We start from the raw sequence: 24,663 nt of genomic DNA, 5'->3' as shown, positions 1-24,663 counted from the left end.
TGGGTCCGGTTCGGTCGTGACCAACCGTAGCCATCACGCCACGCACCGATGGGGAAATGGGGCAACCATGTGACACACCCCGCCCCGCACCCGGAATCCGGGGCGGGGCGGGGTGGCGCTCGGCGCGGGGTGGGGGGAGATCAGCAGGCGCCGAGGTCCTTCCAGACACCCCATTCACCGGTGGTGCCGGGCGCCTCGTTCTGGGTCCACCACTGGGCCTTGTACTTGCGGCCGTTGTGGGAGACCTCCGTGCCGCCGGTGTAGACGCTGCCCGCGACGTAGGCCGGGACGGAACCGCAGCCGGTGGGCGGCGTCGTCGGAGGCGTGGTCGGCGGGGTGGTGGGAGGCGTGGTCGGCGGGGTGGTCGGCGGCTGGGTGGTGCCGCCGAGGGCGTCCGAGATCTGGTTCAGCAGCGTGGTGTTGTTGTCCAGACCGAGGAGGGAGTACATCATCGCGCCGGCCAGGCCGCGCTGCTTGCCGTAGTCGACGCGGGCCTGGATGGACTTCTGGTTCAGGCCGGTGAAGAACTCGCCGTCCTTGTAGAAGTACGAGGCCTTGGCCTGGTCGTCCCAGAAGGTGTTCGCCGGGTTGTCGACGAGCCCGCCGAGCTCCTTGTAGTTGGCGATGCCGGTCTGCTGGCTGGTGGGACGGGCCGCGGAGGCGCCGGTCGCGCTCTGGGCGAGGCCGTTGTTCGCCCCGGCGGGGACGCCCTTCCAGCCGCGGTAGTAGAACTCGTAGCCCAGCGTCAGCTTGTTGGCGGGGAAGCCGCCGGTGATGCCGTAGGCCGGGTTGCCGTCGATCCAGGAGTCGATGGCGTTGTCGATGCTGTACTTCTGGGTGCCCGGGGCGATCGGGTCGGTCGGGTCACCGGCCGGGGAGTACAGCGGGGACTGGTGGTACGTCGGGCCGTCGCTGTCCCAGGCGCCGTGCATGTCGTACGTCATGATGTTCGCGTAGTCGAGGTACGCGCCGATCTTGTCCGTCTCGATGTGCTTGATCTTGTCCTGGCCGGCCGGGAGGGCCGAGGTCAGCAGGTACTTCTTGCCGCCGTTGGCCTGGCCGTAGGCGTCGAGCTGCTGGCGGAACTCCTTGAGCAGGAGCGTGAAGTTCTGCTTGTCCTCGGGGGCGTAGTGGTTGCCGAGGTGGCCGCCGGACGAGCCCGGGTACTCCCAGTCGATGTCGATGCCGTCGAAGATGCCGGCCGCGACGCCCTGGCCGCCGTATCCGCCCTCGACCGGCAGGTTGCCCTTGATGTACTGGTCGATGCAGGAGCTCACGAGCTTCTTGCGGGAGGCGTCGGTCTTCGCCGCGTCGCTGAAGTACTTCGAGTAGGTCCAGCCACCGAGCGAAATGTTGATCTTCAGGTGGGGGTACTTGGCCTTCAGCTGCTTGAACTGGTTGAAGACGCCCACGATCGGCTGGTCCCACTTGTCGGCGACACCGCTGACACTGTCGGCCGCGCTGAAGGACTTCTGGTAATCGGCGTACGAGTCGCCCGCGCCGTCACCGGCGTTGGGGTTGTTGTCGTCACCCGCCGCCTTGTTCGCCTCGAAACACGTGAGGTTGGTGGGGTGGATGTTGCCGAACGAGTAATTGATCACGTCCAGCTTCCCCGCTATGCCCCGGGTGTCGAGGTGCTTGGGGTAGAAGGCGTTGCCGTAGACGCTCCACTGGTCGTAGTAGGCGATGCGGACGCCGCCGCTGCTCACGGTGGCGGAGGCGTCCGCGGCCTGCGCGGTGCCGAGGCCCGCGAAGCCGGCCAGCGCTCCGGCTGCCAACGCGGCCGTGGCGGCGGCCGCGATGAGGGGTTTACGGATGTGCATGAACTGCCTCCGGGGGGTGGGAGGGGAGGGCATCAGCTTCAGGTGAGAGAAGTGATAGCGATCACCGACCGCCCCAGTCAATGGTTTGGACCAAAGAAGGACTAGACCACTGAGCGGCCAAATGTGCTCGTCAGAGAGCTGCGCGCACACGAAGAACCGCTCGCCACCCCGGGTGACGAGCGGTTTAAGACTCCCTTAGGCCATGCTCCGGCAAGGTTTCGGCAACAAACCAGCCAAACCCCGTTCTCGGGTGCTCAAGCCGGAATCGAGACGTCCGTCGGCATGCCGTACGCATCTGCGACGAGCCCGTAGGACCGCAATCGGACGTCCCCGCCGTGGGCGTTGGCCGTCAGCATCAGCTCGTCGGCGCCGGTCCGCTTCACCAGCGCGTCGAGCCCGGAGCGGACCTCGTCGGGGGTGCCGTGGACAATGTTCGCGAGCCAGCCGTCGACGAACTCCCGCTCCAGCGGGGAGAAGGGGTACGCCGCCGCCTCCTCGGGCGTCGGGACCAGCCCGGGCCGGCCGCTGCGCAGCCGGAGCATCGACAGCGCGCCGGTGAGGACCTGGGAGCGGGCCTCCTGCTCGGTGTCGGCCGCGAGCGCCGAGACGCCGATGACGGCGTACGGGGCGTCCAGGACGGCCGAGGGCCGGAAGCTCTGCCGGTACAGGTCGAGCGCGGGCAGGGTGCCGGCGGCCGAGAAGTGGTGGGCGTACGCGAAGGGCAGGCCGAGCTCCCCCGCGAGGCGGGCACTGAAGCCGGAGGAGCCGAGCAGCCAGACGGGCGGGCGCCCGGCGGGCCCCTGCACCGGCCCGGGGACGGCGTGCACGCGGGCGTACGGATGCCCGTCGGGGAAGTCGTCGTCGAGGAAGCGGAGCAGTTCCGCGAGCTGCCGGGGGAACTCGTCGGCGGCCTCGTCGAGCCGCCCGGAACCCCGCAGCGCGGCGGCGGTGCGCGGGTCGGTGCCGGGCGCCCGGCCGAGTCCGAGGTCGACCCGGCCGGGGGCGAAGGCCTCCAGGGTGCCGAACTGCTCGGCCACGGTCAGCGGGGCGTGGTTGGGCAGCATGACCCCGCCCGAGCCGAGCCGGATGCGGGAGGTGTGGGCGGCGAGATGGGCCAGGATCACGGCCGGTGAGGAGCTGGCGACCCCGGGCATGGAGTGGTGCTCGGCGACCCAGTGCCGGTGGTAGCCGCGGGACTCGGCGAGCCGCGCGATCTCCACGCTGGTCCGCAGCGAGGCCGTCGCCGTGCTGCCGCTGCCGACGGTGACGAGGTCGAGGACCGACAGCGGCACCGGCGCCCCGCCCCGGACGGTCCCGCGGATCGGGTCCGCGGCCCCCCGTCCCTCGCCCGTGTGCCGGCCCGCGTCCCCGGTGTCGCTCATCGTCGCTCCCGTCCCGTCCCGTTCGCCTCGTTCGGTGGCTCTACGAAGTAATCGAACGGTCCCGGGGCCCCCGGGCATTCCCGGCAGACCGGGACGCGAGCATGCGTCTGGCATATGCCAGACGAGTAGCGCCTGATGGAGGGACTCGATTAAGCCATCAATCTCATCAACACACGCTCCACGTGGGCCTCTTGATGGCTATCGTGGTAGAGCAAGCGGTAACAACCTGGTAGGGGGAAACCGTGGCGCTGAAGCCCGAGCCGACCGCGCCGTTCCACTCGGTGCAGTACGCCCTTCGCGTACTCGAAACGATCGCCCGCCACACCGGCGGTGTGACCGACGTACAGATCGCGCGTGAGACAGGCCTGCCCGCGGCCCATCTCGCCCCGATGCTGCTCATGCTGCGCCGGGAGGGGTACGTCCTGCAGGTGTCGGACGGCGCCTACGCCATAGGGGACTCCCTCGTCCTGCTCGGTTCCGGGATCGACCGGCAGCAGGCACTCCAGGAAAAGCTCCAGGAAACCCTGGACCGACTGCGGGACTCGGTCGGCGCGGCCGTGTACATCAGCCGGTACGTGGACGGCGAGGTCCGCATCACCCAGTTCGCGGACAGTCCGCGCACGCCGAAGGTGCACGAGTGGGTCGACTTCCGTTCGGCGGCGCACGCCAGCGCGGTCGGCAAGTGCCTGCTGACGCAGCTCGACCTGAACGGGCGGCGCGACCACCTGTCGCGGCACAAGATCGCCCGGCTCACCTCGAAGACGATCGTGAACGAACGGATCCTGTTCTCGAAGCTGGACAGTCAGCCGGCCACCGTACCCATGCTGGACCTGCAGGAATACGCGGTCGGGACGGTCTGCGCGGCCGTGCCGATCACCGCAGGCGCGGCCGTGGGCTGCCTGGCCCTGTCGCTGCCGGTCGAGCACGCCCACCGGCTGCGGGCCGCGGCCGACACCCTGAACCGGAAGGCCGCACCGCTGCTGCTGTCGCTCACGCTCTGAGCGACGGGACGGTGGTCGCGGGCCCGCAGGGCCCGGAAAACACTTCGGGCGGTTCCCGGTGAACCGGAAACCGCCCGAAGTACAGGTGCGCCGCCAGGGACTCGAACCCCGGACCCGCTGATTAAGAGTCAGCTGCTCTAACCAACTGAGCTAGCGGCGCCTGACAAAGAAAATACTACCTGCTCCCCGGGGGTGCTCAAAACCATTACCGCGCGCGCGGGCGGGGTCAGTGGTCCAGGAGGGCGCGCCGGCCGTGGGCCTCGTACGCCGTCAGCAGGGCGCGGAGGTCCGGTGCGTCGAGCGGGCGGTAGCCGGGTGCGCCGGGCGGCCGCCACCAGACGGGTTCCGGACAGCGGAAGCCGGCGCGGCGCAGGGCCACCCGGTGGACCTTGTTCGTCGCGGTGACGGGCATGGCGTCGAGGATCCGCAGGTAGCGGGGGGTCATCTTGGTGCCGAGGTCCGGTTGCGCGGCGAGGAAGCGGGTGAAGGCGTCGGGGTCGAAGGCCGCTCCCCCGCGCAGGGCCAGTGCGGCCATGACCTGGTCGCCGGCGGCCTCGTCAGGGACGGCGTAGACGGCGACGGCGGCCGCCGCGTCCCAGCGGGCCAGGATGTTCTCGATCATCGCGGCGGCGAGGTTCTCGCTGTCGACGCGCAGCCGGTCGTCCGTGCGGCCCGCGAACCAGAGGAACCCGCGGGGGTCGCGGAAGAAGAGGTCCCCCGTCCAGTACCAGCCCTCGCGGGTGCGGGCGGCCTCCGCGTCGGGGTTGCGCCAGTAGCCCTCGAAGTGGCTGCGGCCCCGGTTGACCAGCTCGCCTATGGCCTCCTCGCCGTTGAGCAGGCGGCCGTCGGGATCCAGGAGGGCCGGCGGGCATTCCCGTCCGGTGTCCGGGTCGATGACCGCGAGGTCGTCGCCGGCTCCGGCGCGGCCCAGGGCGCCCGCCGGGGTGTCGGGGGTGCGCTGGACGGAAGCACCGCCCTCGGTGGCCCCGTAGCCCTCCACCAGCCGGACCCCGAAGCGCTCGGCGAAGCGGGCCGCGTCGACCGCCCCGGCCTCGGTGCCGAAGCCCAGGCGCAGGGTGTGTTCGCGGTCGTCGGGACGGGGGCCGGTCGCGAGGAGGTACTGGACGGCCCGGCCGACGTAGGTGAAGTAGGTCGCGCCGTAGGCCCGTACGTCGTCCAGGAACGCGGAGGCCGAGAAGCGGCGGCGCAGGGCGACCGAGGCGCCGCCGGCGAGGGCGGGCAGCCAGTCGGCGATGACGGCGTTGCCGTGGAAGAGCGGCATGCAGACGTAGTGGACGTCGTCCGGGCCGACCGAGAAGTGGCGGGCCAGGGCGTGGCCGGCGGCGGCGAGCCGGCCCTGGGTGCAGATGGCGGCCTTGGGGGCGCCGGTGGAGCCGGAGGTGAAGTAGAGGAGGAGCCGGTCGGCGGGGCCGGGCGGGCGGCGTACGACCGCGTCGCCGGGTGCGGCGCCGGCGTACGGGGCGAGCAGGGCCGCGTACTCCTCGGTGCCGGTGACCAGGATCCGCACGCCGGGCAGGTCCAGGCCCCGCAGCAGCGGCAGGTGGGCGGCCTCGGTGACCAGGATCCGGCAGTCGGTGTGCAGGATGTCCCTCGCCAGCTCGGGGCCGCGCCGGGTGGGGTTGATCCCGGCGACGGCGGCCCCGGCCAGGGCCGCCGCGCCGAGCCAGAACGGGAACTCGGGGGTGTTGTCGAGCAGCACGCCCACGTGGGGCTGCGCCCCCGGCGGCAGCAGGTCGACGAGCAGGGCCGCGCGGGCGGCGGCCTCCCGGGCCGCGCGGTGGTGGCTGAGCGCGGTGGGGCGACCGTCGTCGTCCCGGTACTTCAGCCCGGGCCGGTGGTCGCCCCAGCCGCGCGCCACGAGTTCCGCGACGGTCCCGGGTGCGTCGGATGCGTGGGGGGCATCGGGTGCAGTCGTCGTCCGCATGCCGCCGGAGGTTAGCTGACGCTTCGTCAGAATTGAACGTCGGAGCAAGAGTAGAACGCCATCGGGGTGTCGTGGACGGTCCACACGGCCAGGATCATGTGCCGGCCGGTCTTCCCGCTCGGCATGGCGCCCTGGTGGACGGTGGTCATGGCGGGACGGGCGCCGTTGTAGGCCACCGTCAGGAAGGGCTGGAGGTCCAGCGCGGAGCGGGTGAGGGGCCTGCTCGGGTCCCAGCCGTTCTTGGTGACGTAGTACTTGATGTCGGTGGTGGCGTGGTTCGCGGTGAACTGCCAGCGGAAGCTGTAGCCCTGCCCGGCGCTCACGCTCGTGGCGGGCCAGGCGCCGCCGCGCGGCTGGTCGAGCTGCGCGAACTCGGGGTGGCCGGCGGCACATATCGTGCCGTCGGAGGGGCCGAGCGCCGGGAAGCCCTTGGGGCCCTCCGCGCTCTGCGGCTCCCACTGGATGGGCCCGCAGTCGGAGACGGTCTTGTTGGCGCAGAGCTTCTGACGGCTGATCGGGGTGTCGGTGTAGCCGTGGCTGCTCGCGGTGGGCGCGGTGATCAGGGCGCCGGCGGCGAGGAGGCCGAGGCCGAGCACGGCGGCTCCGGCCGCGCGGCCGGTGCGCGCGGGGCGGTGGGGCTGCTCGATGCCGTCGGGCCGTTCGGACCGGTCGGGGCGGGTGGGCATGCGGAAGAGACGCATGATGCTCCTTGGACGTGGGGGGACGTGGGGAACGTGGGGGATCTGGCGAGAGCGTGCGCGCGCGTGGGGATGACTTCAGCTTCCAGGTCTAGACCAAGTTCCACAGTATTGACGGGAGTTGGCCATGTCTATACCAATGCGAGAACGGGTGGTCCGGTCATGACCGGCCACCCGTTCCCTTTGGTCCGGTCCACGGGGTGGACCGGTGCTCCTGTCGTCCTCGGCGCTCCCGTGCTCTCCTGCGGTGCTACTGGTCGGCGCGGCCCGTGTAGAAGGCGACGGTGAGGTCCTTCACCAGGGCCTTGCGCTCGTAGTCGTCCAGCTCGACGATCCCGCGCGACGTCAGCCGGTGGACGGTGTCGTCCACGGCGTCGACCACCGAACTCAGCACGGCGTCCCGGTGCTTGGCGTCGATCGCGGCGACCCGGCGACGGCGCATCGCCTCCGCGACCTCGGGGGCGTACTCGATCCGGGTCGGCTGGGCCGAGAACACCTCCACCCCGACGGCCTCGGTCTCGGCGGCCAGCATCCGGGTCAACGCGTCACCGACGGCCTCGGCGTCGCGCAGGGTAGGGGCGTCCGCGTGGAAGGCGTCGGCGGGGAGCTGGGACAGCACCCGGGCCATGGCCGACTCCACCTGCTCGGCGAGGTACTCGGTGTGGTCCTCGACGGCGAGGGTGGCCCGGGCGGTGTCCTTGACCTGCCAGACGACCTGGACGACCACCTGGAGGGCGAGGCCGCCTGAGTCCACGGCCGGCATCGGCTCGCTGCGCCAGTGCCGCAGCCGCACGTCGACGCGGCGACGCAACAGGAGGGGGCTGACCCAGGTCAGGCCGGTACGGCGGACCGTGCCGCGGTAGCGCCCGAACAGGGTGAGCACCCAGGCGTGACCGGCTTTGGCGCGGCCGAGACCGCCCAGCGCGAGGAGGGTCACGATGCCGAGGAAGGCCAGCGGGGGCCAGTGCGTGGCGCGGAGCCCGCGGTAGGGGCGGGGGGTCACCCCGAAGGCCTCGGCGAGGGCGGCCGGGACGATGCCCGCCCGCCACAGCAGGGCCGCGCACCCGGTCATGGCCAGCGCGCCGACCGCCAGCGCGAACCAGCCGGGGAGCACCGGGCCGCGGTGCTCGCGGAGCCGGTCGTCGCCCCGGGGGACGCGGCGCCCGGCGGGGAGCCGGGCGCTGCCGCCGGGACGGCGGGTCCGCCCCGCGGCTTCGGGGTCCGGGGCCGGGGTGGCGTGCGCGGGGGTCCGGGCCGGGATCGGGTGGGCGCGGAACGGGAGGTGGACGGGGATCTCCGTCACCGCGGCTCCGCGCACGGGGCGGACGTGGGGCAGGTCCTGGGTGTCGTCGTCCTCCCGTGCCCCGTCCATGCCGCGGGCGACGGCCCGGGCCACGAGCTCGGTCACGTCGGGGGCGGGGCCGGCGGGGGCCGGGGTCGGGTGGCCGGCGCCGTCGGGGCCGGGGTCGGGGCCCGGGATCCCGCTTCCCGTCGGGGGGTCGGCGGGTGCTTCGGCCGGCCAGAGCTCGCTCCGGGGGTGGCTGGGGGCCGCCCCGGGCGCGGGGTGGGGGATGTCCAACGCCGTCCCGGACCCGGCCTCCGCCTGAGCGGGGGCCACCACCAGCACGTCACCGCGCGGGTCGGGGGCGCCGGGGATTGCGGTGTACCGGGAGGCCGGGCTGCCGGTGTCGCTGCCGCGCGGGTCCTGAGCGGCCGGGATTCCGGCGTGCTGCGGAACGGAGCGGAAGGCGGCCGGGCCTTCGGCCGACCGTGACGCGGAGCCGGACGGGGTCGCGTCGCCCGTCTCAGGGTCGGCGGGACCGGCGTTGCGCGTCGGCACGGGGGCGGAGCCGCCGCCGCCGTGCGGGCTCGAAGCCGCCGGGATGCCCTCCCGACTCGGCACGGATCCCGACGAGTCGACGCCCGTCGGGTCCGGAGCCGTCCGGATGCCCTCGCGACCCGGTACGGAGCCCGACGAATTGACGCCCGTCGAGTCCGGAGCCGTCCGGGCGCCCTCCCGACTCGGCATGAGTCCGGGCGAGTCGACGCCCGTCGGGTCCGGAGTCGCCGGGGTGCGCTCCCGGTCCGGAGCGGGGTACGACCGGCCCCGGCCGGAGGTCGGGACCTCGATCCACCGGCCTCGGCGCGGAGCCGGGGCCTCCGGCACGGCGGGGTCCGGCCGCGCCGCCGGAACGCCGACCACCGCCGCGTCCTGCGGGTGGGGCCGCGCCGGTTGGGCCTCCGGCCCGGCGAACCGGCCACCCGGGGCCGACTGCGGCTCGACCCCGCCCGCCGGTACGGTCGCTGCGGCCCGGGCCGCCGGGGACGGAGCCTGCCCCTCCGGGGCGAGGACGCCGACACCCCGGCCGGACACCGGGTTCGGGGGCTCCGACCCGATGGCCCCGACCGGGGCCGGAACCTGGGCCTGCGCTCCCGCGTACTCCTGCACGCGCCCCTCGGCCGGGATCCGGCCGGGGTGCTCCGTACCGGGGCGGGCCGTGGCAGGCGCGGCCTCGGCCGACACCCGCACCCGGCGCTCCGCCTCGGGCCGACCCTCCAGGGCGGCCTCCGCCGCCAGGCCGTCGTGCCCGGAGCGGTACTGCGACACCTGGTCCGCGCCCCGGGCCCGGGCCCGCGCCCCGGAACCCGACGCGGGAGGAACCGCCTCCGCGTACGCCGCCGACCGGGCCGCGTACGGGGAAGCGGACTCCGCACCCGGTTCCGCACCCCGCGCCGGGTACTCCGTACCGCCCCGGGCCGACCCGGCCGGGGCCGCATGTCCGGAACGGTCCTGCGACGACTGGTCCGCAGCCGACGTCCGGGTCCCGATCGAGGCCGGCTCGGGCCGGACCCGTCCGAGCGGATCGGAGGCACCTGCCACGCCCACGACCGACCCGGCCGGCGCCTCCCCGCCCTGTGGCCGGTACGCCGACCAGGACTGCGCCTCGCGGGAGTGACCCCGCGCCGGGGCCGACGTCCAGGCGTCGGAACCGGCGGTCGGGAACGCACCGGATCGGGGCGTGCGGTCGGCGGCGGGCACGGATCCGGGCCCGGACTCCGGGTCGGCGGCGCGTGCGTCGCCGGGGTGGGAAGCCGGCGGTCGGGCGGCGGTCGGGGGCTCCGTCGCCGGGGTGTGCCGTGTCGGGAGCAGCGCCGGGGGGACGTGGAGGGTGCCCGTCGTGGACGTGGTGCGCGTGGGGTACATCGTTGCCTCCGTCATGCGAACAGCCGCCGCCAGGTTTCCGGGCCCGGGTAACCGTCGGCCGAGGAGCCGCGCCAGCCCTGGGCGCGCTGGAACGCCTCGACGTTGCGGCGGTCGGCCTCGCTCCAGCGGGCGCTCGGACCGGATGTGTAGTGCTTGCCGAAGCCCTTCTTCACCAACTGCCGGCCGAGGGCGCCGATGGCCGGATGGGACGTGCCCGGGCGGAAGGCCCACGCCCCCGGGTACGCCGGCACCCCGCCCGGCCCCGCGTGACCGATCGGAACCGTCGGCGCGGTGGGGGTCGTGGGGGTCGTCGTACCGCCGGGGGTCGCCGGCGGGATGTCCTTGCCGCCGCGTTCGACCAGCAGCCGCCAGGTGTGCGAGCCGGGGATGCCGTCGGCGTCGGTACCCGTCCAGCCCTGCGCCCGCTGGAAGGCCTGCGTGGCCTGCCGGTCGGAGTCGTTCCACTTCCTGTCCGCGCCCTGCGGGTAGAAGCGGGACGCGCCCCGGCCGATCAGCATCGCGCCGAGCTCGGCGACGTGCGCGTTGTCCGCGCCCGGGCCGAACTTCGACGTCCCGGGGAAGACCGTCGAGACGACGGGGGCCGGCCCGGGCTGCGGCGCGTCCGGCACGATCCCGCCCGCCACCCCGGTGAACCGGTACGGCAGGTACTTGGTCGCGTTGTTCCAGTACGCGTACGGCGTGGCCTGCTTCCGCGTCGTCGGGCGCGTCTGCTCGTAGGCGATGTAGTGGGTGCGCGTCTCGTCGGCCCAGCCGCCGAAGAGCGTCACGTGGGAGCCGTTGTTCGGGTTCGCCGGGTTGTGGAAGAGCAGCATGTCCCCCGGCAGCAGCTCGTCCTTGGTGATCGGCGTGGCGAACGTGTGGAGGCTGCCGGTCCACTCGTTGGTGCCGAGGTTCCAGGCCATCGAGACGTAGCCCGAGCAGTCCTGCCGGTAGCCGTCCGTCCAGTACTCGGACATGCTGTAGGGGACCTTCGCGTCCAGCCACAGCTTCGCCCGGTTGATGATCGTCGCCCGGTCGATGCGCCGCACCGCCGACGGGGCGCCGGGCAGGCCCGGCGGACGCGTACCGGTCGACGGACGTCCGTGCAGCGGGGCCCGGCCGCCCTGCGGGGTGTCGGGGTCGTCCAGGGTCACCGGCCCGGGGCCGGGGGCCGGCGTGTGCAGGGCGACCGCGGAACCGCCTCCGCTCAGGACCACACCGGCCGCCGTGGCGAGCACCAGCGCCCGGCGGGCTCCGCGTGCGGCCGGGTGGCCGCCGTCCCGGAGCGGTATGGCCCGCCCGCGCGCGAGGGAGCGACGCCGCTGCGCGCATCCCGGGCACTCGCAGTCACCCGCGGGCTGGTAGTCCTCGAAGACCGGCATCGGCATCGGTGCCGGCGGCTGCTCGTGCGCCGGAGGCTGCGTCGTCATGCGGTTCCGTCCACTCCCCTGCTCGTCCACTGGTCGGCCGGGCACGCATCTGGCGGGGCATCAGATTCGGCTCGACCAGACATATCGTGCACGATAAACACCCCAAACATGGGTTAATCGGACAACGTGGGCGCGGCTGGTCACGAGCAACCCTGGAGGTGGGGTAGAGTTTTCTCTGTCAGCAGGCGCCGCTAGCTCAGTTGGTTAGAGCAGCTGACTCTTAATCAGCGGGTCCGGGGTTCGAGTCCCTGGCGGCGCACGACAAGGAGAAGCCCTCCACAGCGAAAGCTGTGGAGGGCTTCTTCCGTTGCGTCGTGCGCGTCACTTCGTGCGCGTCACTTCGTGCGCGTCACTTCGTGCGCGTCACTTCGTGCGTGTCACTTCGTGCGCGTCATTTCCTACGGGGCCTCACACCGCGGTGCCGGAGCGGACGCCCGCGCCCGTCAGGTAGGCGGAGACCACCACGTTCGCCGAGTACTGCTTGGCCGCCTTGTCGTAGTTGCCGCCGCAGGTGACCAGCCGGAGTTCGGCCCGGCCGCCGACCCGTGGCCCGTAGGCCTTCTTCGGGTCGAAGTCGGTCCGCTCGTAGGTCTTGACGTCCTCGACGGTGAACTCGGCGATCGTCCCGTCCGCCCGGGCGACGCGGATCTTGGCGCCCGGTTTCACCGTGGCCAGGCCGAAGAACACCGCCGGCTTCGACTTCGTGTCCACGTGCCCCACCATCAGCGCAGCCCCGGCCGCACCCGGCGCGGCGCCGGCGCCCCACCAGCCCACCGTGCCCGGGAGCTCGTACGGCGGCGGGTCGATCGACCCCTGGGAGTCCAGGCCCCGCGAGATCACCGGGGCCTGGACGCCTATGGACGGTACGTCGATCCGGGCGGGCATCGCCCCGGACATCGGGGCGTGGGCGGCGGGCATGCCCGCACCCACCGGGCCGCCGCCCTGCCCGGCCTGCGGACCGGACGGCACACCGGTGATCTCCTTGCCCCACAGCCACAGGCCCAGGACCAGCACCGACCAGGCCGCGAAGGTCAACAGCCGGCCGCCCGGAGTGGCCCGGTCCTCGCTCATCCGCCGCTGCGGCGGCGACGCAGGGTCAGGGCCCGGCCCGCGACCGCCAGGGTGGCCACGGCCGCGAGGGCCGCTCCGATCAGGGTGTGCGGCAGGCCCGGGCCGTCGGCGCCGTGGCTCTTCTTCGTCGCCGCGGCGAGCCGCGTCGTCTCGGCGAGCTGCGCCGACATGCCGCCGCCTCCCGCGTGGACGGGCCAGATCGGCGAACGGTACGGGTCGGGGCGGTGGTGTTCGCGGTGCCGGACCTCGATCGAGCCCCGCACCTCCTCGCTGCCGCCCTTGCCGCCCTTGTCGCCGTGGCCGCCCTTGCCGTCGCACTTCACGCGGATCTCGTGCCAGCCGGGCTGGGCGTGCGAGCGGATGATCGCCTCGCCGTACAGCGCCTGCCCGTCGCGGCCGTCGGACAGGCGGACCTCCGACACGAAGACGGAGGAGTGGGCCAGCCCCCAGCCGCCGTCACAGCCGCGGACGCGCAGCTTGACCAGTGCCCCCGGCTCGGCCGGGTTCGGTTCCGCCGAGACTCCGCCGCGGTCCCATTCGTTGGCGAGGGCGGTGGGGGCGGTCACGACGGAGCATGCCGTCAGGGCGACGGCCACCCCCGCGACACGGAGAGCGAGCAGTGAACTGCGCATGGTGAACCTCCTCTACAAGGAGATTCACGTGCGACGCGCCGCTCCGCATCCGGAGCGGCGCTCTCTTGGCCCGTCTGTGTCAGCCGTTCGCGCCAATGCCGGGTGGGGCAGTGCTCGGCCCGGCGCGCGGGCGCGGCGCCTAGACCAGGTCTACGAGGTCCGCGATGGAGTCGACCGTCCTGGTCGGCCGGTAGGGGAACTTCTCGGTGTCCTGCGCCGTGGTCAGGCCGGTCAGCACGAGGAAGGTCTGCATGCCCGCCTCCAGTCCCGCCAGCACGTCGGTGTCCATCCGGTCGCCGATCATGGCGCTGCTCTCGGAGTGCGCGCCGATGGCGTTGAGGCCGGTGCGCATCATCAGCGGATTGGGCTTGCCGGCGAAGTACGGCTTCTTGCCGGTCGCCTTGGTGATCAGCGCGGCGACGGCGCCCGTGGCGGGCAGCGGGCCCTCGGTGGAGGGGCCGGTCTCGTCGGGGTTGGTGCAGATGAAGCGGGCGCCGCCGTTGATCAGGCGGACGGCCTTGGTCATGGCCTCGAAGCTGTACGTGCGGGTCTCTCCGAGCACCACGTAGTCCGGGTCGTGGTCGGTGAGGATGTAGCCGATGTCGTGGAGGGCGGTGGTCAGGCCCGCCTCGCCGATGACGTAGGCGGTGCCGCCCGGGCGCTGGTCGTCGAGGAACTTCGCGGTGGCGAGCGCCGAGGTCCAGATGTTCTCCACGGGGACCTGGAGGCCCATCCGGCTCAGTCGGGCCTGGAGGTCGCGCGGGGTGTAGATCGAGTTGTTCGTCAGCACCAGGAAGGGCTTGCCGGACTCGCGCAGCCGCTTGATGAAGGCGTCGGCACCGGGGATCGGGGTGCCCTCGTGGATGAGGACCCCGTCCATGTCGGTGAGCCAGGATTCGATCGGCTTGCGCTCTGCCACGGGACTGTTCTCCGCTCTGCGGGGCCTCTGACCTCGGAGGTCTACTGACCTCGGGGACCTCTGGTCTGTACCACCCTATCCGTGCCGGGCCGTGGACGCGGAGCGCGTCCACGGCCCGGACGGTTCACCCGGGTGGCGGGTCAGCCGAGGGTGACGTCGTCGACGGCCCAGAACCAGTTGTTGGTGCCGCTGTAGCGGAACCGGACCTGGACGTCGGTGGCGCCGGCCGGGACCTGGAGGGCGATCGCCTCGCTCTTGGCGAGGGCGTCGGCGGTGTAGTTCTTCACGACGGTGGGGGCGGCTCCGTTGTAGGAGACGAGGACCTGTGCGGTCTGGCCGGCCTCGTGGCGGTAGTGCGACTGGAAGGAGAGGGTGCGGGCGGCGCCGCCGGTGACGGCCCACCTGGGGGTGATCAGGGTGGAGTCGAAGGTGCCGGTGTGGCTCTTGTCGTCCCACTCGTCGGAGTCGGCGACGGCGAACACGTCACGGGAGCGGACATTGAGCTCGCGCCACTGGTCGCGCTGGGCCTGGGTCCAGAACTCGTCGGTGGCGAAGGTCCAACCGGCCCACTCGGTGATGCCGCCGGTGCCCATCCGCGAGTTGTCGACGGCCCAGCCGGTGGGCGGGGTACGGGTGAAGCCCTTGGTGCCGGCCGGGATGCCGGTCTCGTCGACGCGGGCCTGGAGGGCGGGGCGCAGCGTGTCGAAGGCGTCGTTGTCGGGGGCGTTCAGGGGGACGCCGTCCAGGCCGGTGGTCGGGACGCCGACCTGGGCGAGGGCGGTCGCGGCGACGTCGGACAGGCGCACGTCGTCGCGTACCGAGCCGGCGGGGATCCCGGCGCCCTTGGCGATGACGAAGGTGCCGCGCTCGGCGATGCTGGAGCCGCCGTGGCCGCCGGTGGTGGTGTGTCCGTGGTCGGTGGTGACCAGGATCTTCCACTTCTCCTGGGCGTAGGTGGGGCGCTGCTGGACGGCGGTGAGGAGCTGTCCGACCAGGACGTCGACGCGGGCGACGGTGTCGAGGTAGGTCTGGCTGCCGGCGCCGGAGGAGTGGCCGGCCGCGTCGATCTCGCCGAGGTAGACGAAGGCGGCGTCCGGGTTCTGGGTGCGCAGTTCGGTGGCGGCCGCCGCGGCGATCTTCGGGTCCTCGTTGCGGTAGCCGTCGCGGTCGCCCTTGAGGGAGAGCCGCTTGTCGACCTTCGTGGAGAAGATCGGGCCGTTCTGGTCGGTGGAGGTGATGGGCTCCCAGTCCGCGGCGGCGTAGGTGTTGAGCGCCGGCTTGGCGTTCTCGATGCGGGTCAGGAAGTCGGGGTGGGCCGCGTAGTTCTTGCCGGTGAAGGAGTTGTCCTTCACGCCGTGCTTGTCGGGCCACACGCCGGTCGCGATCGTGGACCAGCCGGGGCCGGAGGACGTGGCGCCCATCGGGTTGGCGTAGAGGGTGCTGCGGGCGGTGAGGCCCTGGGCCATGAGGCCGTTCAGGTGGGGGGCGTCGGCGGCCTTGACGCGGTCGAGGACGGCGCCGTCGAGGCCGATGACGAGGACCTTGTCGGTGTTGGCCGCCTTCGGCGCCGCGCTCGCGGTGTGCGCGCCGAGGGCGGTGGCGAGCAGGGCGGTGGCGGTGGCCGCGACGGCGAGGGTGCGTCCGGACAGGACAGGGGACACGTACTCCTCCAAGGAGCAAGTGGGGGCATGGTGAGCAGGCGGGTACTGCGGACATGCGGCGGGTCCGGCCCGGGGGTGCGGTGCTCGGTCCAGACCCGTTATGCGAGCGTCACTCTTGCGGGTGCGGGTGGCCAGGAAGTAACCGGTCAGCTTCCGGTCGCCGACTTCCACGCGTCGACGTGGGCGGTGAGGTTCGTGTCGATGTCGGCCCAGTCGGGTTCGAAGACCTCGACGCCCGTCATGAGCTTGGTGAGTTCGACGGCGTTGGCATCGGTCGGCTTGACGTCGGTGCGCGCGGGGAAGCCGCCACCGACTCCGCTGACGAGCTTCTGGGCCTCCTCGCCGAGCATGAAGTCGAGGAGCTTCTTGCCGTTCTCGGTGTGCGGGGCCTTGGCGACGAGGCCGGCCGCGTAGGGCAGGGCGAAGGTGGTGGGCTTGCCGCCGTCCTTCGCCGGGAACCATATGCCGATGTTCGGCATGGACTTGGACTGCGCGAAGTTCATCTGGACGTCGCCGTTGGCGACGAGCAGTTCGCCCTTGTCGGTCTTCGGCGCGAGCTTGCTGGTGGAGGAGGACGGGCCGACGTTGTTGGCCTGGAGCTTCTTGAGGTACTCCATGGCGGGTTCCTTGCCGCCGAAGTCGTGCATCGACTTGATGAGGACGGCGGTGCCGTCGCCGGCGACGCCGGGGGTGGAGTACTGGAGCTTGCCCTTGTACCGGGGGTCGAGGAGCTCCTCCCAGGTCTTGGGGGCCTCGGCGAGTTCCTTCTTGTTGTAGATGAAGCCGAAGTAGTTGTTGACGACGGACGTCCACTTGCCGTCGGCGGCCTTGTTCGCGCCGCCGACCTGCTCGGAGCCCTTGGGCCGGTACGCCTGGAGCAGGCCCTTGCCGTCGGCCTGTTGGATGAAGGGGGGCAGCGTGATGAGTACGTCGGCCTGGGTGTTGGTCTTCTCGCGGACGGCGCGCTGCACCATCTCGCCGGAGCCGCCCTCGACGTACTTGACCTCGATGCCGGTCTTCTTGGTGAAGTCGGCGAAGACCTTGTCGTACCAGCCGTCGCCCTTGTCGCTCTTGAGGCCGTCGGCGCTGTAGACGGTGACGACCTTGTCCCCCTCGGCGGAGGAGCCGGCGGAGGTGCCGGAGCCGCAGGCGGTGAGGGCGCCGGCGAGGACGAGGCCGCCGGTGACGGCGGTGGCGGTGCGCAGGAGGCTGCGGTTGCTGGGCATGGAACTTCCTTACGGGGAAAGGGAGCCGGGGATCAGCGGTACGAGGCTTTGGTGCGGATACGGGAGACGGCCGCCAGCACCAGCAGGGTGGTGGCCATCAGGACGACGGCGACGGCGGAACCGCTGAAGAGCGAGCCGCGGTCGGTGGCGGTGAAGATCCGGACCGGCAGGGGCATCCAGTCCGGCGGGTAGAGCATCATCGTGGCGCTGAGCTCACCCATCGACAGGGCGAAGCAGAGCCCGGCGGCCGAGGTGAGGGACGGCAGCAGCAGGGGCAGCTTGACCCGCCACAGGACGTACGCGGGGCGGGCGCCGAGGGAGGCCGCGGCCTGTTCGTAGGCGGGGTCGAGGCGGAGGAGCGCTGCCGAGACGGATTGGTGGGCGAAGGCCGTCACGAGCACGGTGTGGGCCAGGATCACGAGGGAACTCGTGCCGTTGAGCAGCAGCGGGGGCTTGCTGAACGCGACGAGCAGGGCGAGGCCGACGACCACGGACGGTACGGCGACGGGCAGCATGAACAGGGCGTCCAGGTACCGCTTGCCGCGCTGCTTGAGGCCGGCGGTGGCCAGCGCCGCCCAACTGCCGATGACGAGCGCGAGCAGGCTCGCGACGACGGCGGTGACCAGGGAGGTCGTCAGGGCTTGGAGGGATTCGCCGCGTACCGCGGCGGCGTAGTTCCCGGTGGTCGGGCCGGAGGGAAGGGCTTCCGACCAGTGGGTGGAGAAGGACGCGGCGACCACGACGAGCAGCGGCAGGGCGAAGAGGGGCAGGAAGAGGAGGCCGAACAGGCCCCAGGCGGCCCAGCGGCCGGTCTTGCTATGCACCAGCACGCTTGCCCACCACCCGGTAGAGGCCGAACAGGCCGACGGAGATCGCGATGTTGACGACGGCGACCACGCAGGCGGCCGAGTAGTCGGATTCGAGGATCGCCTTGCCGTAGATGAGCATCGGGAGCGTCGTGACGTCCTTGGCGCCGGTGAACAGCACGATCCCGAACTCGTTGAGGCACATGACCAGGACGAGGCTGCCGCCCGCGGCGAGGGCCGGCAGCGCCTCGGGCAGGATGACCCGCCGGACGATCCGGGCGGGCTTCGCGCCGAGGGAGGACGCCACTTCCAGCTGCGCGGTGTCCAGTTGGGAGAAGGCGGCGAGCAGCGGGCGCATCACGAACGGGGTGAACCAGGTGATCTCCGCGAGGAGGACGCCCCAGGGGGTCGCCAGGAAGCGGAAGGGGCCCTCGGCGGCGCCGGTCAGGTCGGTCCAGGCCCCGTTGGCCATGCCCACGGTCCCGTAGATGAACAGCAGGGCCAGGGTGACGAGGAAGGAGGGGAAGGAGAGGAAGACGTCGATGAACTTGGCGACGGCCTTGGAGCCGGGGAACGGGACGAAGGCGATGACCAGCGCGAGGGCGAAGCCGAGGACGAGGCAGCCGACGGTGGCTCCGACGGCCAGCCACACCGTGGTGCCGAGGGCCTCGCGGAAGCCGTGGGAGGCGAACACGGAGGCGTAGGAGTCGAAGGCGCCGCCGCTCTCGGGGGTGAGCGACTGCTGCACGACCAGCGCGAGGGGGTAGAGGAAGACCAGCGCGAGCACGGCCACGGGCGGCAGCGTCCACACCCAGGCCGGTACGGCGCGCGGACGCCGGGCGGGCGGGGTCCGCCGCGGGCCGGGCACGGCGGCCCGTACGGTCCGGGCCGGCGGGGTCGCGGCGGCGGGCTCCCGCAGGTTCCCGGCGAGTTCAGCCATCGGAGACCCCCGCGGACAGCAGCACCGCGTCCCGCGGCTCGAAGTGCAGGGTCACCGCGTCGCCCAGCGCCGGGGTCTCGCGCAGTTCGGGCAGGTCGGCCTTGACGCGGTGGCCGTCGACGTCCACGTACAGCCGGTGCGTGGAGCCGCGCCACTGGACCTCGGTGATGGTGCCGCGCAGGGCGTTGGGGCCCTCGCCGAGGCCGAGCAGGTGCGGGCGTACGCACAGCGTGGCGCGGGCGCCGGGGGCGGCGCCGCCGCGGTCCAGTTCCAGGTCGCGGCCCTCGAACACGGCGCCGCCGGCGGCGACGGTCACCGGCAGCAGGTTGGCGTTGCCGACGAAGGAGGCGGTGAACTCGGTGCGCGGGGAGCGGTAGAGCTCCTGCGGGGTCCCGCAGTCCTGGAGCCGGGCGCGGTCCATGACGGCGATCCGGTCGGCCAGGGTGAGGGCCTCCACCTGGTCGTGGGTGACGTACAGGATGGACACGTCGGGCAGTTCGCGGTGCAGCCGGGCCAGTTCGGCGAGCATCCCGGAGCGCAGTTGCGCGTCGAGCGCGGAGAGCGGCTCGTCGAGCAGGAGCACGCCGGGGCGGATGGCGAGCGCCCGGGCGATGGCCACCCGCTGTTGTTGGCCGCCGGACAACTCGCGCGGGTAGCGCTCGGCGTAGGCGCCCATGCCGGTCATCTCCAGGGCCTCGGCGACCCGGTCCCGGATCCCGGCCCTGGGCGCCTTCTGCGCCTTGAGGCCGAAGGCGACGTTCTCCGCGACCCGCATGTGCGGGAACAGCGCGTACTGCTGGACGACCATGCCGATGCCGCGCTGGTGCGGGGGCAGCGCGGTGACGTCCCGGCCGCCGATCAGGATCCGGCCGGCGGCGGGCCGTACGAAGCCGGCGACCGCGCGCAGTGCCGTGGTCTTGCCGGAGCCGGAGGGCCCCAGCAGGGCCATGACCTCGCCGGGCTCGACGGTCAGGTCGAGGGAGTCCAGGACGGTGTTGCCGGCGTAGGCGACCGAGACGGAGTCGAAGCGGATGCCGCTCACGCCCCGGGCTCCGGTGCCAGCAGGGCGGGGAGTTCGGCGATGGAGCCGAGGACGTGGGTGGCGCCGTTCGCGGTCAGCGTCGCCCGGTCGTGGGCACCGGTCAGGACGCCGGCGACGGTGCCCGCTCCGGCGCGGCGACCGCTGAGCATGTCGTACGCCGTGTCCCCGGCGACGACCGTCGCTCGGACGTCGTCGGCGGCGCCGGTGCGCAGGAACGCGGCGAGCACCATGTCGGGGTAGGGGCGGCCGCGGCCACCCGCGTCGGCGGGGCACAGGGTGAGGTCGGCGAGGTCCCGCCAGCCGAGGGCGTCGAGGATGGCGTCCTGGGTGACGCGGGCGAAGCCGGTGGTCAGGACGACGGTGCGGCCGTCGGCGCGGAGGTTCTCGACGGCCTCGCGGGCGCCGGGGATCGGGGCGATGAGGCCGGCGTCGACGAGTTCCCCGTAGGCCTGCTCGAAGGCGGAGTTGGCGCGGCGGGCGAGTTCCTCCGTGCCGAAGAGGTGGCGGAAGACCGAGATCTTCGACTCGCCCATGGTGTCGCGCACGTACTGGAGCTTGGTGGCGTGGTCGGCGCTGCCGGGCTCGACGCCGAGGGCTTCGGCGGCGCGTTCGAAGGCGCGCTCGACGAGGCCGCCGTCGGCGACGGTGGTCCCCGCCATGTCGAGGACGATCAGTTTGTTGGCATCGGTCATGTCGGTCACCAGCCCAGTTCGTTCGCGGTGGTCTCGGCGATGGCGGGCGAGCAGGTCATCCCCCGCCCGCCGGGTCCGGTCACCAGCCACACGCCGTCGGCCACCTGTTGGCGGTGGACGACGCGGCTGGTGTCGGTGCACTGGGCGTAGACGCCCGCCCAGCGGTGGCGGATCTTGGGCAGCGGGCGGCCCAGGAAGGACTCGGCCACCGCGGCGACGTGCTCGTAGGGGTCTTCGAGGGTGTCGAAGGCGAAGGGGTGCTCGTACTCGTGGGTGTCGCCGATGGTCAGTCCGCCGTCCTGGCGCTGGACCATCAGCAACTGCATCCCGTGCGCGGCGGCGACCGGCTCCTGCGGCTGACCGGCGTTGAGCGCGTCGAGCGCCGGGGACGCGTAGGCGGGGTAGTAGCGGAAGCTGTCGGCGTCGGCGACGGAGGTGGTCAGTGCCTCGCCGAGCGGGGCGGTCTGCATCATCTGCAACCGGACCCGGCGCACCGGGAGGTCGGGGGCCAGTTCGCGGACCAGGCCGGACAGCCAGGCGCCGGTGGCGAGGACGACCACGTCGGCGCGGTGGACGTCACCGTGGTCGTCGCGGACGGCCCCGGGGCCGACGACCTCGCGGACCTCGCGGCCGGTGAGGAAGGTGTACCGGCCGGACGCCCGCAGGGCGTCGTGGAGGTGGAGCTGCGCGGTGCGCGGCTCGACGGCCGCGTCCCGCTCGCACCACAGGGCCGCATCGAAGTCCCCGCGCAGGGCCGGGTTGATCTGCCGCGCCTCGGCGGCGGTGACCAGCGCGTAGCCGCGGGCGGCGGCGTCGGGGCGGGCGAGCGCCGCCTTCGCCACCGCGTGCTCGCGGGCGCCCCGGACAGGGGTGAGGGAACCGATGGCGCGGAAGCCCAGTCCGGGCACCCGCGCGCCGATCCGCTCCCAGAGCTCGCGGGCCCGCAGGGCGGTGTCGAGCTCCTCGCCCCCGGCCCGTCCGCTGACCCATATCTGGCCGAAATTGCGCAGTGACGCGCCGCGTGCCTCCGCTTCCCGCTCGATCTGGACGACCTCGTGGCCGCGTTCGACTGCTTGCCAGGCGTGCATGGTGCCGACCACGCCGCCTCCGACGACTATGACTCTCACGCCGTCCAAGGTGGCGGCGCCCGGTGACCCGGGAGGGTCCGATCGGCGTCGGGGCGGTGAACAGCCCTCGACGCTTGGACCAGACCCGTTATCGTTCCGTGATGTCGACTCGCCCTTTTTGGTGCTGGTTGCCGGGTGTGCGCGGCGTCGGTCGCGCGCTATTCGGGGCGCAGGCGCGTCGTGAAGCTGAACCGGTCGCCACGGTAGAGCGAACGCACCCGCTCCAGCGGACGACCCTGCCCGTCCCGCGAGAACCGGTGGATGAGCAGCATCGGGAGGGCCGGCGGAGTGCCGATCAGCAGGGCTTCGCGGGGGGTCGCGAGGACCGTCTCCAGCTTCTCGTCGGCCTCGCCGAAGGCGATCGCGAGGTCGTCGCGGAGGTACCCGTAGAAGGAGGAGTCGGGCTGGAAATCGACGTCGAGGCGGGGCGCGCGGGCGACCCGGATGTACGTGCTCTCCAGGCCGACGCGCTCGTCGTCGGCGAGCAGCACCCGCTCCAGGTGCCAGACGGGCTCCCCGGCCTGCGCGCCGATGCCGGCGGCGAGGCCGTCCGGGCAGGGGAAGCGCTCCAGGCCGATCAGATTGCGGCCCGGGCGACGGCCCTGGCGGCGCACTCCTTCGGTGTAGCTGGCGAGCGAGAGGGGCTGCTCCAGCTTGGGGCCGGCGACGACCGTCCCGCGCCCCGCCCGGCGCAGCCGGCCTTCCAGCAGCAGCTCGCGCAGGGCTTGGCGCACGGTCTCCCGGGACACCGCGTACCGTTCCGCGAGATCGCGCTCGGTGGGCAGCGCACCGCCTTCGCCCAGCTCGTCGAGCAGATCGGCGATCAGCGCCTTGACGGCGTAGTACTTGGGGATCCGGCCGTGCTCGGGGATGCCGGAGCGCACGGGCCCGCCGGGGAGGTGCCGGTGCTGCTGGGTCTGTTCTTCCACGTGGGGACTGTACGTGGGGCAGATGTACGGAGATCGCCGCGTGTGGGCTGTGGCGGCCGGGCGGGCCGGGCCTCAGCGGGGGCGGGGCGCGCGGAGTCGGCGGGCGCCCAGGAGCAGGACGCCGCCGGCGGTGAGCGCGGCGAGGGCGCCGGCCCCGTACGCCCGGTCGCGGGGGCCGGTGTGCGCGAGCGCGCCCGCCTCGGCGTGATCCCGGGGCCCCTCCACCTCGAACCGGTAGCCGCCGGCCTCCCCGACCCAGTCGCCGTCGTCGCCGTGATCACCCTTGCGCTGGACGAGGGCGGCGTCGGCGACGACCTCGCCGTGGGGGGCTTCCTCGGCGAAGGCGAGCCGGACGGTGACGGTGATCGATCCTCCCGCGCCGACGGAGAACCCGGAGAAGGCGTCGCCGCCGTCGAACACGGCGATGATCTCGTCGCGGTCGCTGCGTTCCAGGCTGACGGGGTGGGAACCGCCCGGAGCGTCGAACTCCATCCGGAGGTGGGCCGGGCGCAGGGCCCGCGCCTTGTCCGTGAACACGACGACGGGGTGGATCGCGGTGCACGCGCCGCCGGTGGTGTTGGTCAGGTCCAGCAGCCAGGTCTGCGCCCCGCCGCCGGCCCGGTAGACGGCCGGGCCGCCACGGATCCGGGCCCCGATGGGGAAGGCGGCGCCCTTGCCGTCCCCGCAGCTGGCCAGCGCGCGCGAGGGGAGGGCCGGGGCGGGGCGGGCGCCGCCGCCGGTGCCGATGTCCGCCACGGCGGAGGGCGCGGCGCAGGCGAGCAGGACGGCGGTGAGGGCAAGGGCTTTGCGCAGTCGCATGGAAGACCTTCGCTGCTCGCCGGACGGGACGATGATAGGACGAGGCGACAATCACCCCGGCTTTGTCCGCACCCTTCCACGCGCGCGCGACCCCTTGCCGGGAGCCGCGCGTGAGCCCCTCCGGTTTACGCCTGAATGGCGCACCGGGTCAAGCGCCGACCCCGTCAGGCCCTGTCCGGGGCGGCGGGCGGGTGGACATACAGCGGGGCCAGCGCCAGTTCCGCGGCGCCTTCGGCGACGCCGCCCGGGGCCGGGGTCACCGTCGGCGGGGCCGTGTCGATCAGCGGGCGGGCCGCCAGCGCGGCCCGGACCCCGGCGACGAACACGTCGGGGGCGCCATCCACGACCCGACCGCCCAGCAGGACCCGGTCCACGTCGAGCAGCGCGACCAGGTTCGCCGCGCCCTCCCCGAGGATCCGGGCCGCTTCCGGCAGTTCCCCGCGGGCCACCGCGTCCAGGCAGAGCACCTCCAGGCAGCCCCGCCCCCCGCACCGGCAGGGCGGGCCGTCCAGCAGCAGCACCTGGTGTCCGAACTCGCCCGCCGCCGACCGCGCGCCCTGGTGGATCTCGCCGTCCAGCCGCAGCCCGGCGCCGAGCCCGGTGCCGACGTGCAGGTACACCGAGGTGCCCGCGCCCGGGCCGCCCGGGCCGGCGGCCGCGACGGCGGCGTTGGTGTCCTTGTCCAGTACCACCGGCAGCCCCAGTCGCCCCGCCAGCACCTCCCGCAACGGGAATCCCGCCCAGTTCGCGAACCCGGTCACCCGGCCCATGACCCCGGTGCGCCAGTCCAACGGCCCGGGCGCCGCGACGCCCACCCCGACCGGCGGGTGGGCTCCCGCCCGCTCGGAAACCCGTACGACGGCCGCCACGACCGCGTCCACGACCGGCTCGGGGCCCGCCCCGAAGTCCAGCGGGGCGCTCCACCGGGCGACGACGCTCCCGGCCAGGTCGACCCGTACGGCGCTCAGCTCGTCGCGGTCCAGGTGGACGCCGACCGCGTGCCGGGCGCCGGGGACCAGCCGCAGCAGCGTGCGCGGCTTGCCGCCGGTGGAGGGGGCCCGGCCGGCGTCGGCCACCAGGCCGTCCGCGGCGAGCCGGGCCGTGATCTTGCTGACGGCCTGCGGGGTGAGACCGGCGGCGTCCGCGAGTTCGGCGCGGCCGAGGCCGGGCGGCCCGGCGGCGCGCAGCAGCCCCAGTAGTACCGCCTCGTTGTGCCCGCGCAGCGCCGGCAGGTTCACCCCGCCACGACTGGCCCCGTCACCCCTGTTCACCTGCCCATTGTCCACCCTCCTTGCACTTGCGCAACGCTGTTGCC

General features: G+C 73.1%; 20 protein-coding genes and 2 tRNA genes. 2 read left to right on the top strand and 20 right to left on the bottom strand.

What is annotated here, in order from left to right; all coding sequences use genetic code 11:
- Nucleotides 1–140: 140 nt before the first annotated feature.
- Nucleotides 141–1,823, bottom strand: coding sequence for a glycosyl hydrolase family 18 protein (locus ACFY0I_RS25820; RefSeq protein WP_388900230.1), 1,683 nt, complete (start codon nt 1,821–1,823; stop codon nt 141–143).
- 254 nt (nt 1,824–2,077) lie between these two features.
- Nucleotides 2,078–3,205 carry an LLM class flavin-dependent oxidoreductase gene (locus ACFY0I_RS25815; RefSeq protein WP_388900227.1) on the bottom strand — a complete coding sequence of 376 codons (1,128 nt, stop codon included), beginning with the start codon at nt 3,203–3,205 and terminating at the stop codon, nt 2,078–2,080.
- A gap of 242 nt (nt 3,206–3,447) precedes the next feature.
- Here ACFY0I_RS25815 and ACFY0I_RS25810 point away from each other — a divergent pair, with 242 nt between their 5' ends.
- Entirely contained in the window at nt 3,448–4,206 is a 759-nt protein-coding gene (locus tag ACFY0I_RS25810) for an IclR family transcriptional regulator (RefSeq protein WP_281206459.1), read from the top strand.
- An 86-nt stretch (nt 4,207–4,292) separates the two neighbouring features.
- Here ACFY0I_RS25810 and ACFY0I_RS25805 read toward each other — a convergent pair.
- The 5 genes from ACFY0I_RS25805 to ACFY0I_RS25785 all read right to left on the bottom strand — a co-directional run bounded on the left by ACFY0I_RS25805 (nt 4,293) and on the right by ACFY0I_RS25785 (nt 11,442).
- A tRNA-Lys gene (locus tag ACFY0I_RS25805) sits at nt 4,293–4,366 on the bottom strand.
- A 66-nt stretch (nt 4,367–4,432) separates the two neighbouring features.
- On the bottom strand, nt 4,433–6,151 hold the full coding sequence (locus tag ACFY0I_RS25800; protein WP_388900224.1) for an AMP-binding protein: 1,719 nt from the start codon (nt 6,149–6,151) through the stop codon (nt 4,433–4,435).
- Between the two features lie 26 nt (nt 6,152–6,177).
- Nucleotides 6,178–6,852 carry a lytic polysaccharide monooxygenase gene (locus ACFY0I_RS25795; RefSeq protein WP_388900221.1) on the bottom strand — a complete coding sequence of 225 codons (675 nt, stop codon included), beginning with the start codon at nt 6,850–6,852 and terminating at the stop codon, nt 6,178–6,180.
- Nucleotides 6,853–7,099: 247 nt separating this feature from the next.
- Complete coding sequence (locus ACFY0I_RS25790; RefSeq protein ID WP_388900218.1) at nt 7,100–10,054, bottom strand: SPFH domain-containing protein; 2,955 nt, start codon at nt 10,052–10,054, stop codon at nt 7,100–7,102.
- A gap of 11 nt (nt 10,055–10,065) precedes the next feature.
- Entirely contained in the window at nt 10,066–11,442 is a 1,377-nt protein-coding gene (locus tag ACFY0I_RS25785; RefSeq protein ID WP_388900424.1) for a peptidoglycan-binding protein, read from the bottom strand.
- Nucleotides 11,443–11,669: 227 nt separating this feature from the next.
- Between ACFY0I_RS25785 and ACFY0I_RS25780 the strand changes: the two genes are divergently transcribed.
- Nucleotides 11,670–11,743: transfer RNA gene (locus ACFY0I_RS25780), tRNA-Lys, on the top strand.
- Between the two features lie 149 nt (nt 11,744–11,892).
- Here ACFY0I_RS25780 and ACFY0I_RS25775 read toward each other — a convergent pair.
- The 13 genes from ACFY0I_RS25775 to ACFY0I_RS25715 form a co-directional block, all read right to left on the bottom strand.
- Complete coding sequence (locus ACFY0I_RS25775; RefSeq protein ID WP_388900215.1) at nt 11,893–12,555, bottom strand: class F sortase; 663 nt, start codon at nt 12,553–12,555, stop codon at nt 11,893–11,895.
- Complete coding sequence (locus tag ACFY0I_RS25770; protein ID WP_388900213.1) at nt 12,552–13,187, bottom strand: hypothetical protein; 636 nt, start codon at nt 13,185–13,187, stop codon at nt 12,552–12,554. The genes ACFY0I_RS25775 and ACFY0I_RS25770 overlap by 4 nt, the downstream gene beginning before the upstream one ends.
- A 139-nt stretch (nt 13,188–13,326) precedes the next feature.
- Nucleotides 13,327–14,106, bottom strand: coding sequence for an HAD-IIA family hydrolase (locus tag ACFY0I_RS25765; protein WP_388900210.1), 780 nt, complete (start codon nt 14,104–14,106; stop codon nt 13,327–13,329).
- A 140-nt stretch (nt 14,107–14,246) separates the two neighbouring features.
- Nucleotides 14,247–15,767, bottom strand: a complete 1,521-nt coding sequence (locus ACFY0I_RS25760) for an alkaline phosphatase family protein (RefSeq protein WP_388900207.1) — start codon at nt 15,765–15,767, stop codon at nt 14,247–14,249.
- 146 nt (nt 15,768–15,913) lie between these two features.
- On the bottom strand, nt 15,914–16,993 hold the full coding sequence (locus ACFY0I_RS25755) for a 2-aminoethylphosphonate ABC transporter substrate-binding protein (RefSeq protein ID WP_388900204.1): 1,080 nt from the start codon (nt 16,991–16,993) through the stop codon (nt 15,914–15,916).
- A 32-nt stretch (nt 16,994–17,025) separates the two neighbouring features.
- On the bottom strand, nt 17,026–17,823 hold the full coding sequence (locus ACFY0I_RS25750) for an ABC transporter permease (protein WP_388900201.1): 798 nt from the start codon (nt 17,821–17,823) through the stop codon (nt 17,026–17,028).
- Nucleotides 17,810–18,739, bottom strand: a complete 930-nt coding sequence (locus ACFY0I_RS25745; protein ID WP_388900198.1) for a 2-aminoethylphosphonate ABC transporter permease subunit — start codon at nt 18,737–18,739, stop codon at nt 17,810–17,812. The genes ACFY0I_RS25750 and ACFY0I_RS25745 overlap by 14 nt, the downstream gene beginning before the upstream one ends.
- Complete coding sequence (locus ACFY0I_RS25740) at nt 18,732–19,781, bottom strand: ABC transporter ATP-binding protein (protein ID WP_388900195.1); 1,050 nt, start codon at nt 19,779–19,781, stop codon at nt 18,732–18,734. Before ACFY0I_RS25740 ends, ACFY0I_RS25745 begins: the two co-directional genes overlap by 8 nt.
- Nucleotides 19,778–20,473 (bottom strand): phosphonatase-like hydrolase, encoded by a 696-nt coding sequence (locus ACFY0I_RS25735; RefSeq protein ID WP_388900192.1) that lies wholly within the window; start codon nt 20,471–20,473, stop codon nt 19,778–19,780. The genes ACFY0I_RS25740 and ACFY0I_RS25735 overlap by 4 nt, the downstream gene beginning before the upstream one ends.
- A gap of 5 nt (nt 20,474–20,478) precedes the next feature.
- Entirely contained in the window at nt 20,479–21,600 is a 1,122-nt protein-coding gene (locus ACFY0I_RS25730) for a TIGR03364 family FAD-dependent oxidoreductase (RefSeq protein ID WP_388900189.1), read from the bottom strand.
- Nucleotides 21,601–21,758: 158 nt separating this feature from the next.
- Nucleotides 21,759–22,529, bottom strand: a complete 771-nt coding sequence (locus tag ACFY0I_RS25725; RefSeq protein WP_388900187.1) for a GntR family transcriptional regulator — start codon at nt 22,527–22,529, stop codon at nt 21,759–21,761.
- 72 nt (nt 22,530–22,601) lie between these two features.
- Nucleotides 22,602–23,348 (bottom strand): hypothetical protein, encoded by a 747-nt coding sequence (locus tag ACFY0I_RS25720; protein ID WP_388900184.1) that lies wholly within the window; start codon nt 23,346–23,348, stop codon nt 22,602–22,604.
- Nucleotides 23,349–23,512: 164 nt separating this feature from the next.
- Nucleotides 23,513–24,619: an ROK family protein gene (locus tag ACFY0I_RS25715; protein ID WP_388900181.1), complete on the bottom strand. Its 1,107-nt coding sequence runs from the start codon at nt 24,617–24,619 to the stop codon at nt 23,513–23,515.
- Between the last annotated feature and the right edge of the window lie 44 nt (nt 24,620–24,663).

Origin of the sequence: Streptomyces sp. NPDC001568 (genome assembly GCF_042893755.1) — a bacterium.
Lineage (GTDB): Bacteria > Actinomycetota > Actinomycetes > Streptomycetales > Streptomycetaceae > Streptomyces.
This window is presented reverse-complemented; position numbering and strand designations above follow the sequence as displayed.